Below are 14,864 nucleotides of genomic sequence, written 5' to 3'. Positions count from 1 at the left end.
ATTATTCTTGTGAAGCATAATATGGGAAGTGAAACATTTAGAAGATTGCTTAAATAAACGAGAATAGCGTAACATACTAGTGTAGAAGGGTAGGTGTAAACCGTTGTGGTAAAAGTACGCAACGGGTAGAAATGGAAAATGAATCAAGAATTTTAATTGTAGACGATGAGGATCGTATTCGTCGTTTGTTGAAAATGTATTTAGAAAGAGAACAATACACAATTGAAGAAGCGGACAATGGTGATACAGCTTTAGAAATGGCGTTACAAAATGATTACGATTTAATCCTATTAGATCTTATGATGCCAGGTAAAGATGGTATTGAAGTGTGTAAAGGGGTTCGTGAGAAGAAAGCGACGCCAATTATTATGTTGACAGCGAAGGGTGAAGAAGTAAACCGAGTACAAGGGTTTGAGGTAGGAACTGATGATTATATTGTGAAACCATTTAGCCCACGTGAAGTAGTGCTTCGTGTGAAAGCGGTCTTACGCCGTTCTGTACCAACAACGTTCTTTACACAAGATACAACGACAAAAGATGTTACTGTGTTCCCTCATTTAACAATTGATAATGATGCACACCGTGTTACAGCAGATGGTAATGAAGTAAACTTAACACCGAAAGAGTACGAATTACTATTATTCTTAGCGAAAGCGCCTGATAAGGTATTTGATCGTGAGCAATTGTTAAAAGAAGTATGGCAATATGAATTCTTCGGAGATTTACGTACAGTTGATACGCATGTAAAGCGTTTACGTGAGAAGTTAAGCAAAAAATCACCAGATGCTGCGAAGATGATTGTTACCGTTTGGGGCGTAGGTTACAAGTTTGAGGTTGTGAACGACTGATGCTTTGGAGAAGTGTAGTAGGGAAGTTATGGATGACCATATTACTTCTCGTTTCGTTTGTGCTTGGATTTGTTGCGATTTTACTTTCACAGTTTTTTAGAACATATTATGTTGATATGAGTGAAGCTAGGCTTCAAAAAGTTGCAACAAGTGTTTCAGAGTTAATTGAAGAAGGTGCCGATGTAAAAACGATTGAGAATATCGCGTACAAATTCTCTGATCCACTTTCAAGGATCATTATTGTAGAAGATGGTAAAGAAATATCTTCTTCGCCGAAACAAGAAGGGTTAGTCACTCTTACAATGGATGATTTGAAAGAAGATAAAGAATTAGCGGCTGTTTTTACAGACAAAAAAGAAATTAAGAATAACATTAGAAAAGCCTCTAATAGTAGAAAGAATAAAAACACTGAAAATGATATTATGATTGTCGGAAAACCAGTGCATTCAAAAAATCAAAGTGCAGTGTTCGTATACGAATCTTTACAAGTACCGATACAAGGTATGGAGAGAACGACTGATTTTATATTCTTATCAGCAGGGATTGCGATTATATTAACAACGTTCTTTGCATTCTTCTTATCTACTCGAATTACAGCACCACTCCGTAAAATGCGTGAGGTTGCTTTTGAGGTGGCGCGTGGGAAGTTTGATGCGAAAGCTCCTATGGTATCTCAGGACGAGATTGGTGAGCTTGCAACGGCCTTAAATCAAATGGGGAAACAGTTGAAGTTTAATATGAATGCCCTGCAACAAGAAAAAGAACAGTTAGCAAGTATTTTAAGTAGTATGGCAGATGGGGTTATTACGTTAAATCAAGAAGGGGAAGTCGTTGTAATTAATCCGCCGGCTGAACATTTCTTACAAGTTTGGCAAGAGGAAAAAGAAGTAGAGCTAAGTAAAAAACTACCTTCTGAACTTGTTGAACTATTCCATCTCGTTGTAGAAAGTGAACAACAACAAGTGGTTGAAATTAATTTACAAAAAGGGAACTATGTAGTTCTTATGACGCCGCTTTACAACCAAACGAAAATTCGTGGTGCTGTAGCTGTATTACGTGATATGACGGAAGAACGCCGTCTTGAAAAGATGCGTCAAGACTTTATCGCGAACGTATCACATGAACTTCGTACACCGATGGTAATGCTTCAAGGTTATAGTGAAGCGATTTTAGATGATATTGTGCAAACGAAAGAAGAAATTAATGAGTTTGTTCAAATCATTTATGATGAATCTGTTCGTTTAGGTAAACTTGTAAATGAACTATTAGATTTAGCGCGTATGGAAAGTGGTAATGTAGAGTTACATATAGGTGAAGTTGATATTCATCCTTTCGTTGAAAAAATAGGTCGTAAATTCCAAGGGATTGCAAAGGATAAAGAAGTCGCATTAACGGTTGATTTCCAGAATCCAATTGAACAATACCCGTTTGATGCAGATCGCATGGAACAAGTATTGACGAATTTAATTGATAACGCAATTCGTCATACGAATGCAGGCGGACATGTAACGCTTGTAATTGATACGAAAAATAATGGTCTTACTTTTGAAGTACAAGATTCGGGCGCTGGTATTCCAGAAGAAGATATTCCATTTTTATTTGATCGTTTCTACAAAGCTGATAAAGCAAGAACACGTGGAAAAAAAGGTGGAACAGGGCTCGGGCTTGCGATTGCAAAAAATATTGTGCAAGGCCATGATGGTAAAATTGCTGTTTCAAGTGTTGTTGGAGAGGGAACTACATTCTCTGTATATTTACCAAATCGTATAATTTAGATATACGTTTTTAAAGTTGATAATGAATAAAGTTCTACTGTTTTTTATTTTTTTGTAAAATCAATTAAATAAATAACAGTAGAACTTTTTTTCTATCTTAGTCGAATGAAGAATAGCAAGAGGGGTGTCGTGAAGCGATGAAATTATACACGAAAACAGGAGATAAAGGGACAACAAGTGTAATAGGCGGCAGAGTGGATAAAGATAATATCCGAGTTGAAGCATATGGCACGATAGATGAGGCGAATTCTCATATTGGATATGCAATGACTAAGCTACAAGACGGATCTTTTGGAGATATTTACAATGAACTTGAAAATATTCAACATGAACTATTTGATTGCGGGGGAGACTTGGCGATAGTAGAGGGGAAAATTCCTTATAAAGTAACGGTTGAAATGGTTGAAAGCTTAGAAAGAAGGATTGATTCGTATATAGAAGAAGCACCGCCGTTAGAGCGTTTTATTTTACCAGGTGGAAGCGAAGCGGCAGCTGCTATTCATATTGCACGTACAGTTGTAAGGCGAGCAGAACGATGTGTAGTGTCCTTGCAAAAAGAAGGGGAAATAAATGAAGTTGTTCTAAAGTATGTAAATAGATTATCTGATTATTTGTTTGCAGTGGCTAGAGTAATAAACGCTCGATTACAAGTAAAAGATGTGGAGTATAATCGCAGTGCAATCGTTTTTCGTGATAAAAACGAGAAGGAAGTGGAGTGATTCACTTTCTTTTTTTGTATACTTTTTTCTGTAATATACCAAAATAAGAGAAGGTATGGTGTTAATTAGAAAACGGAGGATGTATATGAAAGTGTTAAAATGTGGCGTCATGTTATTGACGGTATTGTTTTTATCTCAATTACATGTGTACGCAGAGGGAAATCAATGGACATGGCCTGTTGAAGGGCAGATAAGTGATTATTTTGGGACAAGGCATGGAAAACACTACGGTATAGATATAGCGGCACCGATTGGCACGCCTGTGGTAGCTATTCAAGAAGGTAAGGTAACAAAGGCTTATTATTCAAGTAGTTATGGAAACGTTGTATTTATTAAACATGGAGAATATGAGGCCGTGTATGCGCATTTAAATAAGAGATATGTAGTTCAAGGGGATTATATTTCAAAAGGAGAAATAATTGGAGAAGTAGGAAATACAGGAGAATCGAGAGGTGCACACTTACATTTAGAAGTTCATCAAGGAAGATGGACGATGGCGAAAAAGAATGCGATGAATCCATTGCTTGTTCTAAATGAACAGAGAAATGAAGTTGTTTCCTCATCCTTATATGTCGTCCAAAAAGGGGACACTTTAGTTAGTATTGCACGGAAATTTAGTATGTCAGTTAAGGAAGTTAAAGATAAAAATGGACTGCAGCAAGATTGGATTTATCCAAATCAACAATTATACGTAAAGTAAAAAAAAGAGCTAGTTAAACTAGCTCTTTTTTTTACCAAAAAATAAAGACACATATAAATCCAGAAATAGCTAAGTAGCTATATAAGTAAAATACTTTCGTTCTTGTTTTTTCGTTCGTTCGAAATAGTACAATAGTCGGTTCAATTAAACCGATTGTCAAACAAAGTAAACCAAGAAGCATACAACCGATTGAAATGGAGTACAGGGCGATTTGTGGTGCTTGAAATGGAATCATCCATTTTAATAAAAATGCAATAAGTGCAGTGTAGCAAATGCTGCCGATGTATTTATTCAACGGTGCATTAGAACGGAACCCTGGAAGTTTTTTTAAGAAAGAGCGGGAAACAACTTCAGTTTGTAAAGATGTGTGCTCTTCAATTATTTTTTGAGCTTCTTTTCCTTTTTGGAAAAGGGATAATATCCAGTTTCGCTCACCTTGAAAAATAAATTGAGAAGTTGTCAAATAATGATCCACCTTCACTTTATTCCAACTCTTCCATGGGTGACGCTCACACAGTTTTAATTTACTCTCTGTTTTTTTATCATACTGATAAATACTGATGCCATCTTCATCGAAAGCAGCATAGTATGTCTCGCTTGAGAATGTGCCTAAATCAATTGGACAGTAGAAAAGTAATTCTTTTTTTAAGTAAAAGTATTCTTTTCTTAAGTTTTTTTTCATTGCTTCTCGAATAGAGTGTCTCTTTTCTTTTTTCATGACATTTCCTCCATAATCCAGAAAATGTTCTTATCTTAACAATTCAACATCTTATCACTTTTCATTATATATGACTAGGGGATTCGTAGGGAAAATGCCGAATACTAAAAAATCTGGGGTGTATTGTAAAATATAGTGATTGGTTTTAATTATATAAAATTAATAACTTATTTTTAATAAGTTACACTTTTTTTGTTCACAATACGATTATGTTGTTGTATAATAAAGTGGAAAATAGAATATCGGTCTATCTTCGGGGCAGGGTGAAAATCCCGACCGGCGGTGATGAACTATATGTGATTTTGTTCTAAGCCCGCGAGCCGTTAAGGCAGGATTTGGTGTGATTCCAAAGCCGACAGTATAGTCTGGATGGGAGAAGATGGAGGTTCAAGCGTTCAAAAAAGATATGGATTTGAACGTCTGTTTGATGTGCCTTAAATTCTCCCTTTGTGTAAAACACAAAGGGTTTTTTCGTTCTATGAAAAAGTAGGCATAGCAGAACCTTTCCACTTTCCATGAGAAGATCGATGGAAAAGGAGAGAGAAAGATGAAACAAAAAAACAGTGTAGTGCAGATGGTGAGTGTAGCGATGCTAAGTAGTATTGCATATTTACTGATGATGTTGGATTTCCCGTTTCCAGGGCTTCCGCCATTTTTAAAAATTGATTTTAGTGATGTACCAGCTCTAATTGCAGCAATTATTTTCGGGCCAGTTGCAGGGATAATTGTAGAGGCGATAAAGAATATTTTACATTACGGAATTCAAGGGAGTTTAACGGGAGTGCCAGTTGGAGAAATTGCTAACTTTATTGCAGGATGTTTATTTATTGGACCGGCAGCTTTCTTATTTAGAAAGTATCGTACTGTTAAGAGTTTAACGACAGGATTAATGCTAGGGACAATTACAATGGCGCTCATTATGAGTGTATTAAATTACATCATTATATTCCCAGCTTACACTTGGTTTTTAAATTCACCAGCTATGTCTAGCGAGGCTATAAGAACAACGGTTGTAACGGCAATCTTACCATTTAATTTGATTAAAGGAATTGTTGTGACAATTGTATTTGTAGCGTTATTCTCACGCCTGAAAGTATGGGTGTTTGCAAAAATGAAAAATGCATAAAATATAAAATAAAACCATTAGTAGTATGGAACTACTAGTGGTTTTTTATTAAGTAGAATGAAAATAGAAAACAAAAAATATCCCTCATATTAATGAGGGATATTTTTTGAAGTTAATAAAAGACTATTCGAATTTTAAAGAGTCGCCATCAAATGATTCATCAGCAACTTTAATTGAGTCAGTTGGACAACCTTCGAATGCATCCATCATATCTTCAATTAATACATCTGGAATTTCAACGATACCTTGGTTATCGTCTAACGTTACAAATGCAATACCTTCATCATCATAATCATAAATGTCTGGTGCAGCAGCGCCGCAAGCACCACATGCGATACAAGTATCTTTATCAACGATTGTATATTTTGCCATCTTTTTTCCCTCCTGATAATATGTATGTGAAAAGCTCGCCATAAAAATTATAACCTTATTGTAAAACGGTTTTTAAAACTTTTCAACATAAAATTATAATGATAATCCTTATCAATTAGAGTGTCAACTAATTTTTGCATTATGTCATAAGATTTTCAAAATACGTAAATGTTATTTCGTTTGGTACAATATACTATATACAAGTACATAGTGCCGATATGATAAGTTTAATGAGTAACATAGAATGGTGCAATCATACTAAAAAGTAATTAAGCTAGATTGAAAGGTGGAAGCGGTAATGCAACTACAATATACTTTATTGTATTGTTTAAAACAATTGAATGGTGAAAGGACCGTTTCTTCTATTTATTATTTATTAAAAGGAAAACGATCTTCGCAAACGTTACAAGATGGAAATATGTTCCGAATTTCATTTTTGTTTGGAATATATAAATCGTTAAATAGAACAGATTATGATCGTGAAGTTGCAAAGTTGTTGCAAGCAGATTTGATTCGAGAAATACATGAAAATACATATTTGTTAACATCTAAAGGTAAAATGCAGTTACATACATGGGAGGAAATGTATGCTTTTCCCACGCATTTACATGGTTTACACTATGGTGAATTAGGTGAAACATTTTGGAAACGATTATCATTAATTATTCAAACTATATCTAATTTACAACAGAATAATACGAAGTTTATTCCCATTCAACAAGATACAGAAATAATGATGTGGGTAAAACGTTTTTTAACAGGTATACCATATAGGCGAAGTGAATTGGCTAAAATATTATGGAAAGAAATACATAATCTTTTAGGAAAAGGTGATGTGGTAGAAGCAACGATTGTAACATATAGATTAACAGGATATGAACGTATCGGTTGTACATTGCAGCAATTAGCGGAAATTACGAAACAAGATATATTCCGGGTGTATTTTTTATTTTGGGGTACAATTCACTTCTTTATACAAGAAGTTCACGATAAAGAAAATGAATTTCCGCTATTAGCTGAGATTATCTCTTATCCAAATGAGAGAGCTGAATTATTTAGTTTATCAACGAAAAAAACATATAATTTTTGGAGACAAGGACGCTCTTTAGATGAAATAGCGACAATTAGAAATTTAAAAGTTGCAACGATAGAAGATCATTTTGTTGAAATTGCTTTGCGGGAAAAAGAGTTTTCAATCGAGATGTTTATGGAAAAAGACAAAATAGATAAAGTAACAAAAGTAATTGAGGCATTACAAACACGTAAGTTGCGTGAGTTGAAACAAGCGGTTGGAGAGGGTATCTCTTATTTTGAAGTTCGTCTTGTATTGGCGCGGATGGAGGGTATAAATGAAGCTTGAGGAATATTTATATAGATGGTTTGGATATTCTGAATTTCGTACAGGGCAAAAAGGGGTAATTACAGATTTATTAGAAGGAAAAGATGTTATAGCAATGCTCCCGACTGGAAGAGGGAAGTCTATGTGCTATCAACTTACAGGGCTAATGCAAGAAGGGACCGTGCTTGTTGTATCACCATTATTATCTTTGATGGAAGATCAAGTTACACAATTAAAGTATGTTGTGAAAAACCGAGTAATAGCATTTAATAGTTTTCGGACATTACATGAAAAAAGAGAAGCGATGAAAAAATTAGCTTCATATAAATTTATTTTTGTTTCACCAGAGATGTTGCAGTCGGAAGTGTTAATAAGAGAATTGAAGAAAGTTCATATTTCATTATTTGTTGTAGATGAGGCTCATTGTATTTCACAATGGGGTTATGATTTTAGGCCAGACTATAAAAAACTAAATGTAGTCATTGAAAATATCGGGTCTCCTACGGTGCTAGCATTAACGGCAACAGCGACAAAAGATGTACTCCGAGATATAGCAGAGAGTTTAGATTTGAAGAAAGTGACGCAGCATGTATACTCTATTGATCGTCCAAATATTGCGATGGAAGTACAATTTGTGGAGACGATAGAAGAGAAGAAAGAAGCGCTTTTGGACCAGGTGATGTATTTACAAGGGCCAGGGATTGTATATTGTTCAAGCAGAGCGTGGACAGAACGTTTAACGGAGTATTTAAGAGGAAAAGGCGTGACTGGTGTCGCTTTTTATCATGGTGGTATGGAACATGAAGAGCGTATGTTAATTCAACAGCAGTTTATGAATGACCAGTTGCAGCTTGTAATATGTACAAGTGCTTTTGGTATGGGAGTAAATAAGTCGAATACGAGCTATATTATTCATTTTCATTATCCGACTAATATAGCTTCCTATTTACAAGAAATCGGAAGAGCTGGAAGAGATGGTGAACCGAGTATAGCTATCTTACTATGTAGTCCGTTAGATCACGATTTGCCAATTTCAATAATTGAAGATGAATTGCCAAGTCAGTCGCAAATACAATTTTTATTCTCTTTACTACAAGAAAGAATGTTTCAAACGAAAGAATTACCAATAGAAGAGGTAGAAGAAATTTGTTATAATGCAGCAAGATTTAATGAACAATATTGGCGTTTCATCCGCTATCATCTTGAACAGCTTGGAATCATACAACAGCGAAAATTAAAATTAGAGAGCTTGTCAGATGAAATTATGAACAGATTAATAGCTGAAGTAGAAATAAGGCTACGTAATAAATATAGTGAGCTAGAAAACATGAAATCGTGGATACAAGGGAAAGAATGTAGGCGTGAATATTTGTTACAACAGTTCGGTTATAGAAAAGAGAACGAGTTGAAAAATTGCTGTGACTATTGTGGTATTACAAAAACAGATTATAAAAAAAGACAAGCGCAACAATCGGATTTCGACTATAATTGGGAAACAGAGTTACAAAAGCTTTTCGGTCTAGAAAAGATGGGGGAATGATGAACATTCAAAGGCATAATATTGAAGATATGAGTCCGAAAGAAATAAGGCTGAATCTGTATATCACACAGTTCATTATTATCGGTATCGGTTGTTTACTAGCATATATATTATTCCGAGATATAAAATCGGTGTATAGTCTGTGGAAGTGGGAACCGGTGTCTATACTTATAATAGGTGGCTTGTTGGCGATTGGTATTGTGTTATTAGATTATGTTGCAATGCGAGTATTTCCAGAGTCTTGGTTTGATGATGGTGGTATTAACGATAAGATGTTTCAAGGAATGTCAGTTATGCACCTACTCGTTATTACGTTCATTATCGGCTTTGCAGAAGAATTTTTATTTAGAGGTGTAGTGCAGACGCACTTTGGAATTGTAATAGCGAGTTTAGTATTTGCAGTGTTACATATTCGGTATATAACAAAGCCATTTTTGTTTTGTTTCGTCTGTTTCATTAGTTTTGTCTTTGGTTATGTATTTGAATGGACAGGAAATTTGTTTATAACAATCTTTGCACACTTTCTTGTTGATTTTATAATGGGACTCCAATTAAGAAAATAAATGGAAGGTGGTGGTGAACAACATGAGAAAACGAATTCCTGATTTCGAAGAGGAATTAGAAGTTGAGCGAGTGGAAGAAAAAGAAAGTTTGCCGCCGCGTAGTGAAATTCATAGAAATAAAGAGAAAAAAGAAAAGTTTAAAATGAATCATATTTTCGTCCGAGTTTTAACATTTCTATTCATATTACTACCAATTAGTATCTTATGGTATACAGATAAATATATTCAGGTGAAAAGTGATGGTAATAACGCTGGGAAAAGTGCGTTTGAGGTCATTTTCTTTGATTCAGCTAAATCTGAGTCTGAGGCAACATCTGAGAAAGTAGTAACGCATACGGTAAAAGAAGGAGAAACTTTAGAAAGTATAGCGAAGCAATATTTTTCAGATGAAACTGGGATTGAAGTGATTAAAAAGTATAATGATTTACAAGAAGATGAAGTGAATGTAGGTCAAGAAATAAAAATTCCGATAAAAGATAAGTCCGCAAAGCAGGATAGCTAGTAACATACCTACTATAAAAACGGAGGATTATCTTTATGAGGAAGGGAGTAAAAAATATATGATATGGATTATCTTATTAAGTGCTCTCATATGTATTGGTATTATATTTCTTCTTGTAATGTATACAGAAGCGATGCGTAATACTGTGTTAGAACATACTTTACTTTTTGAAGAATTTCCGAAAAGTTTTCAAAAAGTAAAGGTGTTTTTTATTTCTGATATTCATAGAAGGGTCATTTCAAGTTCATTAATTGAACAAGTAAAAGGAAAAGTAGACCTTGTAATTATTGGCGGTGATTTAGCGGAAAGAGGCGTCCCTTTATCGAAAATTTCTGCAAATATACAAAAGTTAAGAGCGATAGCTCCTGTATATTTTGTGTGGGGAAATAATGATTATGAGATTGAATATCATGAATTAGATGCTTTTTTATTAGAAAATAATGTGAAAGTTTTAGATAATACAAGAGTTGTATTTGAGTCTGAACTAGGAGAAAAAATTTGTTTACTCGGTGTAGATGATGTTGGTTTGAAGCGTGATCGTTTAGATTTAGCGTTGGCTGATTGCAAAGAAGATGGTTTTCGCATATTAATTAGCCATAACCCTGATATAATAAATAAAATGTCTGGAAAAGAACAAATTTCACTTGTGTTAAGTGGACATACACATGGAGGACAGATTCGATTATTCCCATCTAAAAAATATTTAAAAGGTGGCGTATATAAGCATTCAAATATGACTCTTTTTGTTAGTAATGGATATGGAACAACGTTGATTCCACTTCGCTTCCGAGCACCTGCTCAAACACATATTATTACGTTGTGCGGAGGGAAATGATGCCAACTCTAAACGGGAAATATAACATAAAAGCTGTTTCGAATATAATTGGAATTCAGCCGAGTACGCTTCGTGCATGGGAAAGACGATATCAAATTATTGCCCCAAAGCGGAATCATGCGGGGCATCGATTATATACAGAAGAGCATATTCAAATTTTGAAATGGTTAATGGACAAGGTTTCTTCCGGCATGATGATTGGACAAGCAGTTCAATTATTAGAAGGGAATCGTTTGCAGAGTAATGTTCAAAAAGAAATACATTACGATAGAGAAGTTGTTTTAGTGGACGATTTACTGCAAGCTTTGTTAAAATTTGATGAAATTACAACTTCTGCATTGTTAAACGAGGCTTTCAGTATTTATGCAACAGAAAAAGTCATAGCAAGTATTGTTCTTCAAGTGTCAAATAAATTGTTAACGTTAAAAAATAATAATGAAGTTACAATGGTGCAATTCCAATATGTCGTATCATTTTTACAAACTCGTCTAGGAATGGTGTATCATAATGCATCATCATTTTCTTCTATACACAAAGTTGTCGTGTTAGAAAATAATATGTTGAAAGGGTTTGTTTTCTCAACGTATTTACGCTTAAAAGGATATGAGGTGATATATATTAGGTCAAGCTTAGCGGAAGATGGTATTTTGTTAGCTGTTGAGCAAATACAACCTACATATGTAGTAGTCTCTTTTGATGAGGAACGAGAACTTAAGAACGCGATGAAAGACATGAGTTTGTTGCAAGAAAAAAGTGAGAAACTTTCTGTTGGATTTATAGGAGAAATAGGTGCTCGAGATCAGTTGAACATTCAAACATGCCTAATTGGTGATACGAAAGAAGAATGGGATGATTGGTTAAAAATGTTAGAATAGTTGTTCGAAAAGAACCATCTATTTTCTATTTCATATAATAAAAATTATATTCATTGGTTACGTAGGGAGGGTATGAGATGAGGCTGGAACGATTAAATTACAATAAGATAAAAATTTTCTTAACATTTGATGATTTATCTGAACGAGGGTTAACGAAAGAAGATTTGTGGAGAAATGCACCGAAAGTACAGCAATTATTTCGTGATATGATGCAAGAAGCAAATAAGGAACTAGGGTTTGAAGCGGATGGCCCGATTGCAGTTGAAGTATTTTCTCTACAAGCGCAAGGAATGGTCGTAATTGTAACGAAAGAACATCAAGATGTGGATACAGATGATGAGTTCCGTGACGAGTTTATTGAAATGCAAGTGACTCTAGATGAAAGCGAGCATATACTTTATGAGTTTGCTACACTAGATGACGTAATTAACCTGTCGAATCGTTTATATAACCTTGATGTAACTGGCGGAAAACTATATACGTGGGATGGGCGTTTCTATCTTTGGATGGAAGAAGAGGAGCAAGTTCAATTACTGAAGGCAGATTTTATAGCTATTTTAGCGGAATATGGTAATCCGTCTACAGCAACTATTTATCGTCTAATGGAGTATGGTAAAGAATTAATGGCTTCTCAAGCAATTGAACAAATACACAATTACTTTGTGAAAAAACAAAACCTTAGCTAATATAATAAAGCTAAGGTTTTGTTTTTTATTTGGAGAAACCTAAAATGTTGGTCTGAAAATATCAAAACGATTAATGGTATAGCGGGAATCATAAATATTTGGGCGCTCTTTACTATACTTAAAAATATCTTCTTAAGTTGTTATATATAAGTAAAATAAAAAATATTTAAATATTTAAGTATTTTACTTTTCTAAAAGCAATAAAAGGACTATAATGATAGTGAAAACGCTTGCAACGGGAAAAAGTTTGTATATATTTGTTAGCGTTTTCTATTGCATTCCAAATTTAACGGTGTATACTAGGCAATGAAGGTTTACTAAACAAGTGAAATTACAGGGGGTTTACTTACTATGGTAGCCGAAAAGGGAACTCAAACAAAAACACAACAACAAAGGGAACAACATTTTGAACTATTGAATTCGACACAAATTGTTATTAGTGAAGCATTAGAAAAATTGGGTTATCCAAACGAAGTATATGAATTATTAAAAGAACCAATTCGTATGATGACAGTGAAAATACCAGTTCGTATGGATGACGGGACTGTTAAAATATTTACAGGATATCGTGCACAACATAATGATGCTGTTGGTCCAACGAAAGGTGGAATTCGCTTCCATCCGAATGTAACAGAAAATGAAGTGAAAGCACTTTCAATCTGGATGAGTTTAAAATGTGGTATTGTTGATTTACCATACGGTGGAGGTAAAGGTGGAATTATCTGTGACCCACGTGAAATGTCATTCCGTGAGTTAGAAAGATTAAGCCGCGGTTATGTACGAGCAATTAGCCAAATCGTAGGACCGACGAAAGATATTCCAGCTCCAGATGTATTCACAAACTCTCAAATCATGGCATGGATGATGGATGAATATAGCCGTATTGATGAATTTAATTCACCAGGATTTATTACAGGTAAGCCACTTGTATTAGGTGGATCACATGGACGTGAAACAGCAACGGCGAAAGGTGTAACAATTTGTATTCGCGAAGCTGCAAAAAAACGCGACATTGATATTAAAGGTGCACGCGTTGTTGTTCAAGGATTCGGTAATGCTGGTAGCTTCTTAGCTAAATTTATGCATGATGCAGGCGCGAAAGTTATTGCGATCTCGGATGCTTACGGTGCATTGCATGATCCAAACGGATTAGATATTGATTATTTATTAGACCGTCGTGATAGCTTCGGTACAGTAACAAAACTATTTAATAATACAATTTCAAACAAAGAATTGTTAGAACTTGATTGCGACATTTTAGTTCCAGCTGCAATTGAGAACCAAATTACAGAAGAAAATGCTAATAATATTAAAGCGAAAATCGTTGTTGAAGCTGCAAATGGTCCAACAACATTAGAAGCAACTAAAATTTTAACAGATCGCGGAATTTTACTTGTTCCAGACGTATTAGCAAGTGCTGGAGGTGTGACAGTATCTTACTTTGAGTGGGTACAAAATAACCAAGGTTACTACTGGACTGAAGAAGAAGTAGAACAACGTTTAGAAAAAGTAATGGTAAGATCATTTGATTCTATTTATGAAACAGCACAAGTTCGTAAAGTGAACATGCGCTTAGCTGCGTATATGGTCGGTGTTCGTAAAATGGCTGAAGCAAGTCGCTTCAGAGGTTGGGTATAATATTATATCGTGAAAAAACGTGATTCCTTTCGAGGGAATCACGTTTTTTTGTTGAAGTATTAGTGTGAGGTGTTGTATATGGAAAATGAAATGATGGAACGAGTAGAACAATTAGAAGAAAAGGTTAAGAGGTTAGAGGGAGAACTCTCAAGAACGATGGAAGCCCGAAAAACAAGTAACGTTCGGATGTTCGGAGAAGGACTACTGTTTTTAATATTTGGCGCAGTTGTAGTAGGGCCGATTATCGCTTTTGTAATCTCAATTCTTACTTGGATTGTTGAAAAATAAAAACAAAAAAGAACGCTTGTTCTGCACGAACAAACGTGCTATACTTTCCTTAGATAAACAAAACGGAAATGATTTTAAGGAGAGATAAATGATGAAAATGACAGTAGACCAAAGATTTATGATGCCAGCAGATGTTGTAGAACGAGTGGAAGTATTAAGAAACAAACAAAGTAAGCGCGGCACATTATTACAATCTGTAAATAAATTTTTCGGTTTAGATACGAAAGAAGATTGTGTTTGGTTTTACGGTTTTTATGGAGTTGCTGTAAGTATTTTATTATTTATGGTATTCACATCAAATATTTTCGATTTTCTCTTCGCGTAAGAAATATGCGATAAG

17 protein-coding genes and 1 riboswitch are annotated in these 14,864 nt (G+C 34.7%); of the genes, 15 read left to right on the top strand and 2 right to left on the bottom strand.

The genetic code is table 11. The features are described from left to right. The first annotated feature begins 131 nt into the window (after nucleotides 1-131). The 4 genes from resD to FS802_RS06505 all read left to right on the top strand — a co-directional run bounded on the left by resD (nucleotide 132) and on the right by FS802_RS06505 (nucleotide 4,042). Nucleotides 132-848 (top strand): DNA-binding response regulator ResD, encoded by a 717-nt coding sequence (gene resD / locus FS802_RS06520; RefSeq protein WP_000426862.1) that lies wholly within the window; start codon nucleotides 132-134, stop codon nucleotides 846-848. Then, nucleotides 848-2,623, top strand: a complete 1,776-nt coding sequence (gene resE / locus FS802_RS06515; protein ID WP_000964664.1) for a sensor histidine kinase ResE — start codon at nucleotides 848-850, stop codon at nucleotides 2,621-2,623. Before resD ends, resE begins: the two co-directional genes overlap by 1 nt. Before the next feature lie 137 nt (nucleotides 2,624-2,760). Beyond that, nucleotides 2,761-3,342: a cob(I)yrinic acid a,c-diamide adenosyltransferase gene (locus FS802_RS06510; RefSeq protein ID WP_098653870.1), complete on the top strand. Its 582-nt coding sequence runs from the start codon at nucleotides 2,761-2,763 to the stop codon at nucleotides 3,340-3,342. An 85-nt stretch (nucleotides 3,343-3,427) separates the two neighbouring features. Further along, entirely contained in the window at nucleotides 3,428-4,042 is a 615-nt protein-coding gene (locus FS802_RS06505) for a peptidoglycan DD-metalloendopeptidase family protein (RefSeq protein ID WP_098653869.1), read from the top strand. Between the two features lie 31 nt (nucleotides 4,043-4,073). Here the strand turns inward: FS802_RS06505 and FS802_RS06500 are convergent, their stop codons facing one another. After that, a complete protein-coding gene (locus FS802_RS06500) occupies nucleotides 4,074-4,760 on the bottom strand; it encodes a hypothetical protein (protein ID WP_000711800.1) in 687 nt (228 codons plus the stop codon). A 245-nt stretch (nucleotides 4,761-5,005) separates the two neighbouring features. Then, nucleotides 5,006-5,145, top strand: a riboswitch (FMN riboswitch). A gap of 162 nt (nucleotides 5,146-5,307) precedes the next feature. On the opposite strand from FS802_RS06500, the gene FS802_RS06495 reads away from it, so the two are divergent. After that, nucleotides 5,308-5,886 carry an ECF transporter S component gene (locus FS802_RS06495; RefSeq protein ID WP_000810851.1) on the top strand — a complete coding sequence of 193 codons (579 nt, stop codon included), beginning with the start codon at nucleotides 5,308-5,310 and terminating at the stop codon, nucleotides 5,884-5,886. Between the two features lie 123 nt (nucleotides 5,887-6,009). Here FS802_RS06495 and FS802_RS06490 read toward each other — a convergent pair whose 3' ends face one another. Next, complete coding sequence (locus tag FS802_RS06490) at nucleotides 6,010-6,258, bottom strand: ferredoxin (protein WP_001151994.1); 249 nt, start codon at nucleotides 6,256-6,258, stop codon at nucleotides 6,010-6,012. 298 nt (nucleotides 6,259-6,556) lie between these two features. On the opposite strand from FS802_RS06490, the gene FS802_RS06485 reads away from it, so the two are divergent. From FS802_RS06485 to FS802_RS06440, 10 genes are all read left to right on the top strand, one after another. Further along, entirely contained in the window at nucleotides 6,557-7,618 is a 1,062-nt protein-coding gene (locus FS802_RS06485) for a YpbB family protein (protein WP_098653868.1), read from the top strand. After that, complete coding sequence (locus tag FS802_RS06480) at nucleotides 7,608-9,137, top strand: RecQ family ATP-dependent DNA helicase (protein WP_000763006.1); 1,530 nt, start codon at nucleotides 7,608-7,610, stop codon at nucleotides 9,135-9,137. The genes FS802_RS06485 and FS802_RS06480 overlap by 11 nt, the downstream gene beginning before the upstream one ends. Continuing rightward, nucleotides 9,137-9,700 (top strand): CPBP family intramembrane glutamic endopeptidase, encoded by a 564-nt coding sequence (locus tag FS802_RS06475; RefSeq protein ID WP_001025763.1) that lies wholly within the window; start codon nucleotides 9,137-9,139, stop codon nucleotides 9,698-9,700. The genes FS802_RS06480 and FS802_RS06475 overlap by 1 nt, the downstream gene beginning before the upstream one ends. 22 nt (nucleotides 9,701-9,722) lie before the next feature. Continuing rightward, entirely contained in the window at nucleotides 9,723-10,202 is a 480-nt protein-coding gene (locus FS802_RS06470) for a LysM peptidoglycan-binding domain-containing protein (RefSeq protein WP_001231546.1), read from the top strand. Between the two features lie 58 nt (nucleotides 10,203-10,260). Continuing rightward, on the top strand, nucleotides 10,261-11,037 hold the full coding sequence (locus tag FS802_RS06465) for a metallophosphoesterase (RefSeq protein WP_000637807.1): 777 nt from the start codon (nucleotides 10,261-10,263) through the stop codon (nucleotides 11,035-11,037). Next, the gene (locus tag FS802_RS06460) at nucleotides 11,037-11,912 is read left to right on the top strand and encodes a MerR family transcriptional regulator (RefSeq protein ID WP_001142645.1); all 876 of its coding nucleotides are present in this window, start codon (nucleotides 11,037-11,039) and stop codon (nucleotides 11,910-11,912) included. The genes FS802_RS06465 and FS802_RS06460 overlap by 1 nt, the downstream gene beginning before the upstream one ends. Before the next feature lie 77 nt (nucleotides 11,913-11,989). Then, nucleotides 11,990-12,598: a genetic competence negative regulator gene (locus FS802_RS06455; RefSeq protein WP_001235391.1), complete on the top strand. Its 609-nt coding sequence runs from the start codon at nucleotides 11,990-11,992 to the stop codon at nucleotides 12,596-12,598. A 351-nt stretch (nucleotides 12,599-12,949) separates the two neighbouring features. Continuing rightward, nucleotides 12,950-14,236 (top strand): NAD-specific glutamate dehydrogenase, encoded by a 1,287-nt coding sequence (gene gudB / locus FS802_RS06450; RefSeq protein ID WP_000225171.1) that lies wholly within the window; start codon nucleotides 12,950-12,952, stop codon nucleotides 14,234-14,236. A 78-nt stretch (nucleotides 14,237-14,314) separates the two neighbouring features. After that, complete coding sequence (locus tag FS802_RS06445) at nucleotides 14,315-14,524, top strand: hypothetical protein (protein ID WP_088057694.1); 210 nt, start codon at nucleotides 14,315-14,317, stop codon at nucleotides 14,522-14,524. Between the two features lie 88 nt (nucleotides 14,525-14,612). After that, on the top strand, nucleotides 14,613-14,849 hold the full coding sequence (locus tag FS802_RS06440; protein ID WP_001983018.1) for a DUF3961 domain-containing protein: 237 nt from the start codon (nucleotides 14,613-14,615) through the stop codon (nucleotides 14,847-14,849). Nucleotides 14,850-14,864 lie beyond the last annotated feature (15 nt).

This window comes from Bacillus sp. DE0042 (assembly GCF_007680225.1).
Lineage (GTDB): Bacteria > Bacillota > Bacilli > Bacillales > Bacillaceae_G > Bacillus_A > Bacillus_A wiedmannii.
The sequence above is the reverse complement of the archived record's forward strand: the minus strand, read 5'-3'. Positions and strand labels throughout refer to the sequence as shown.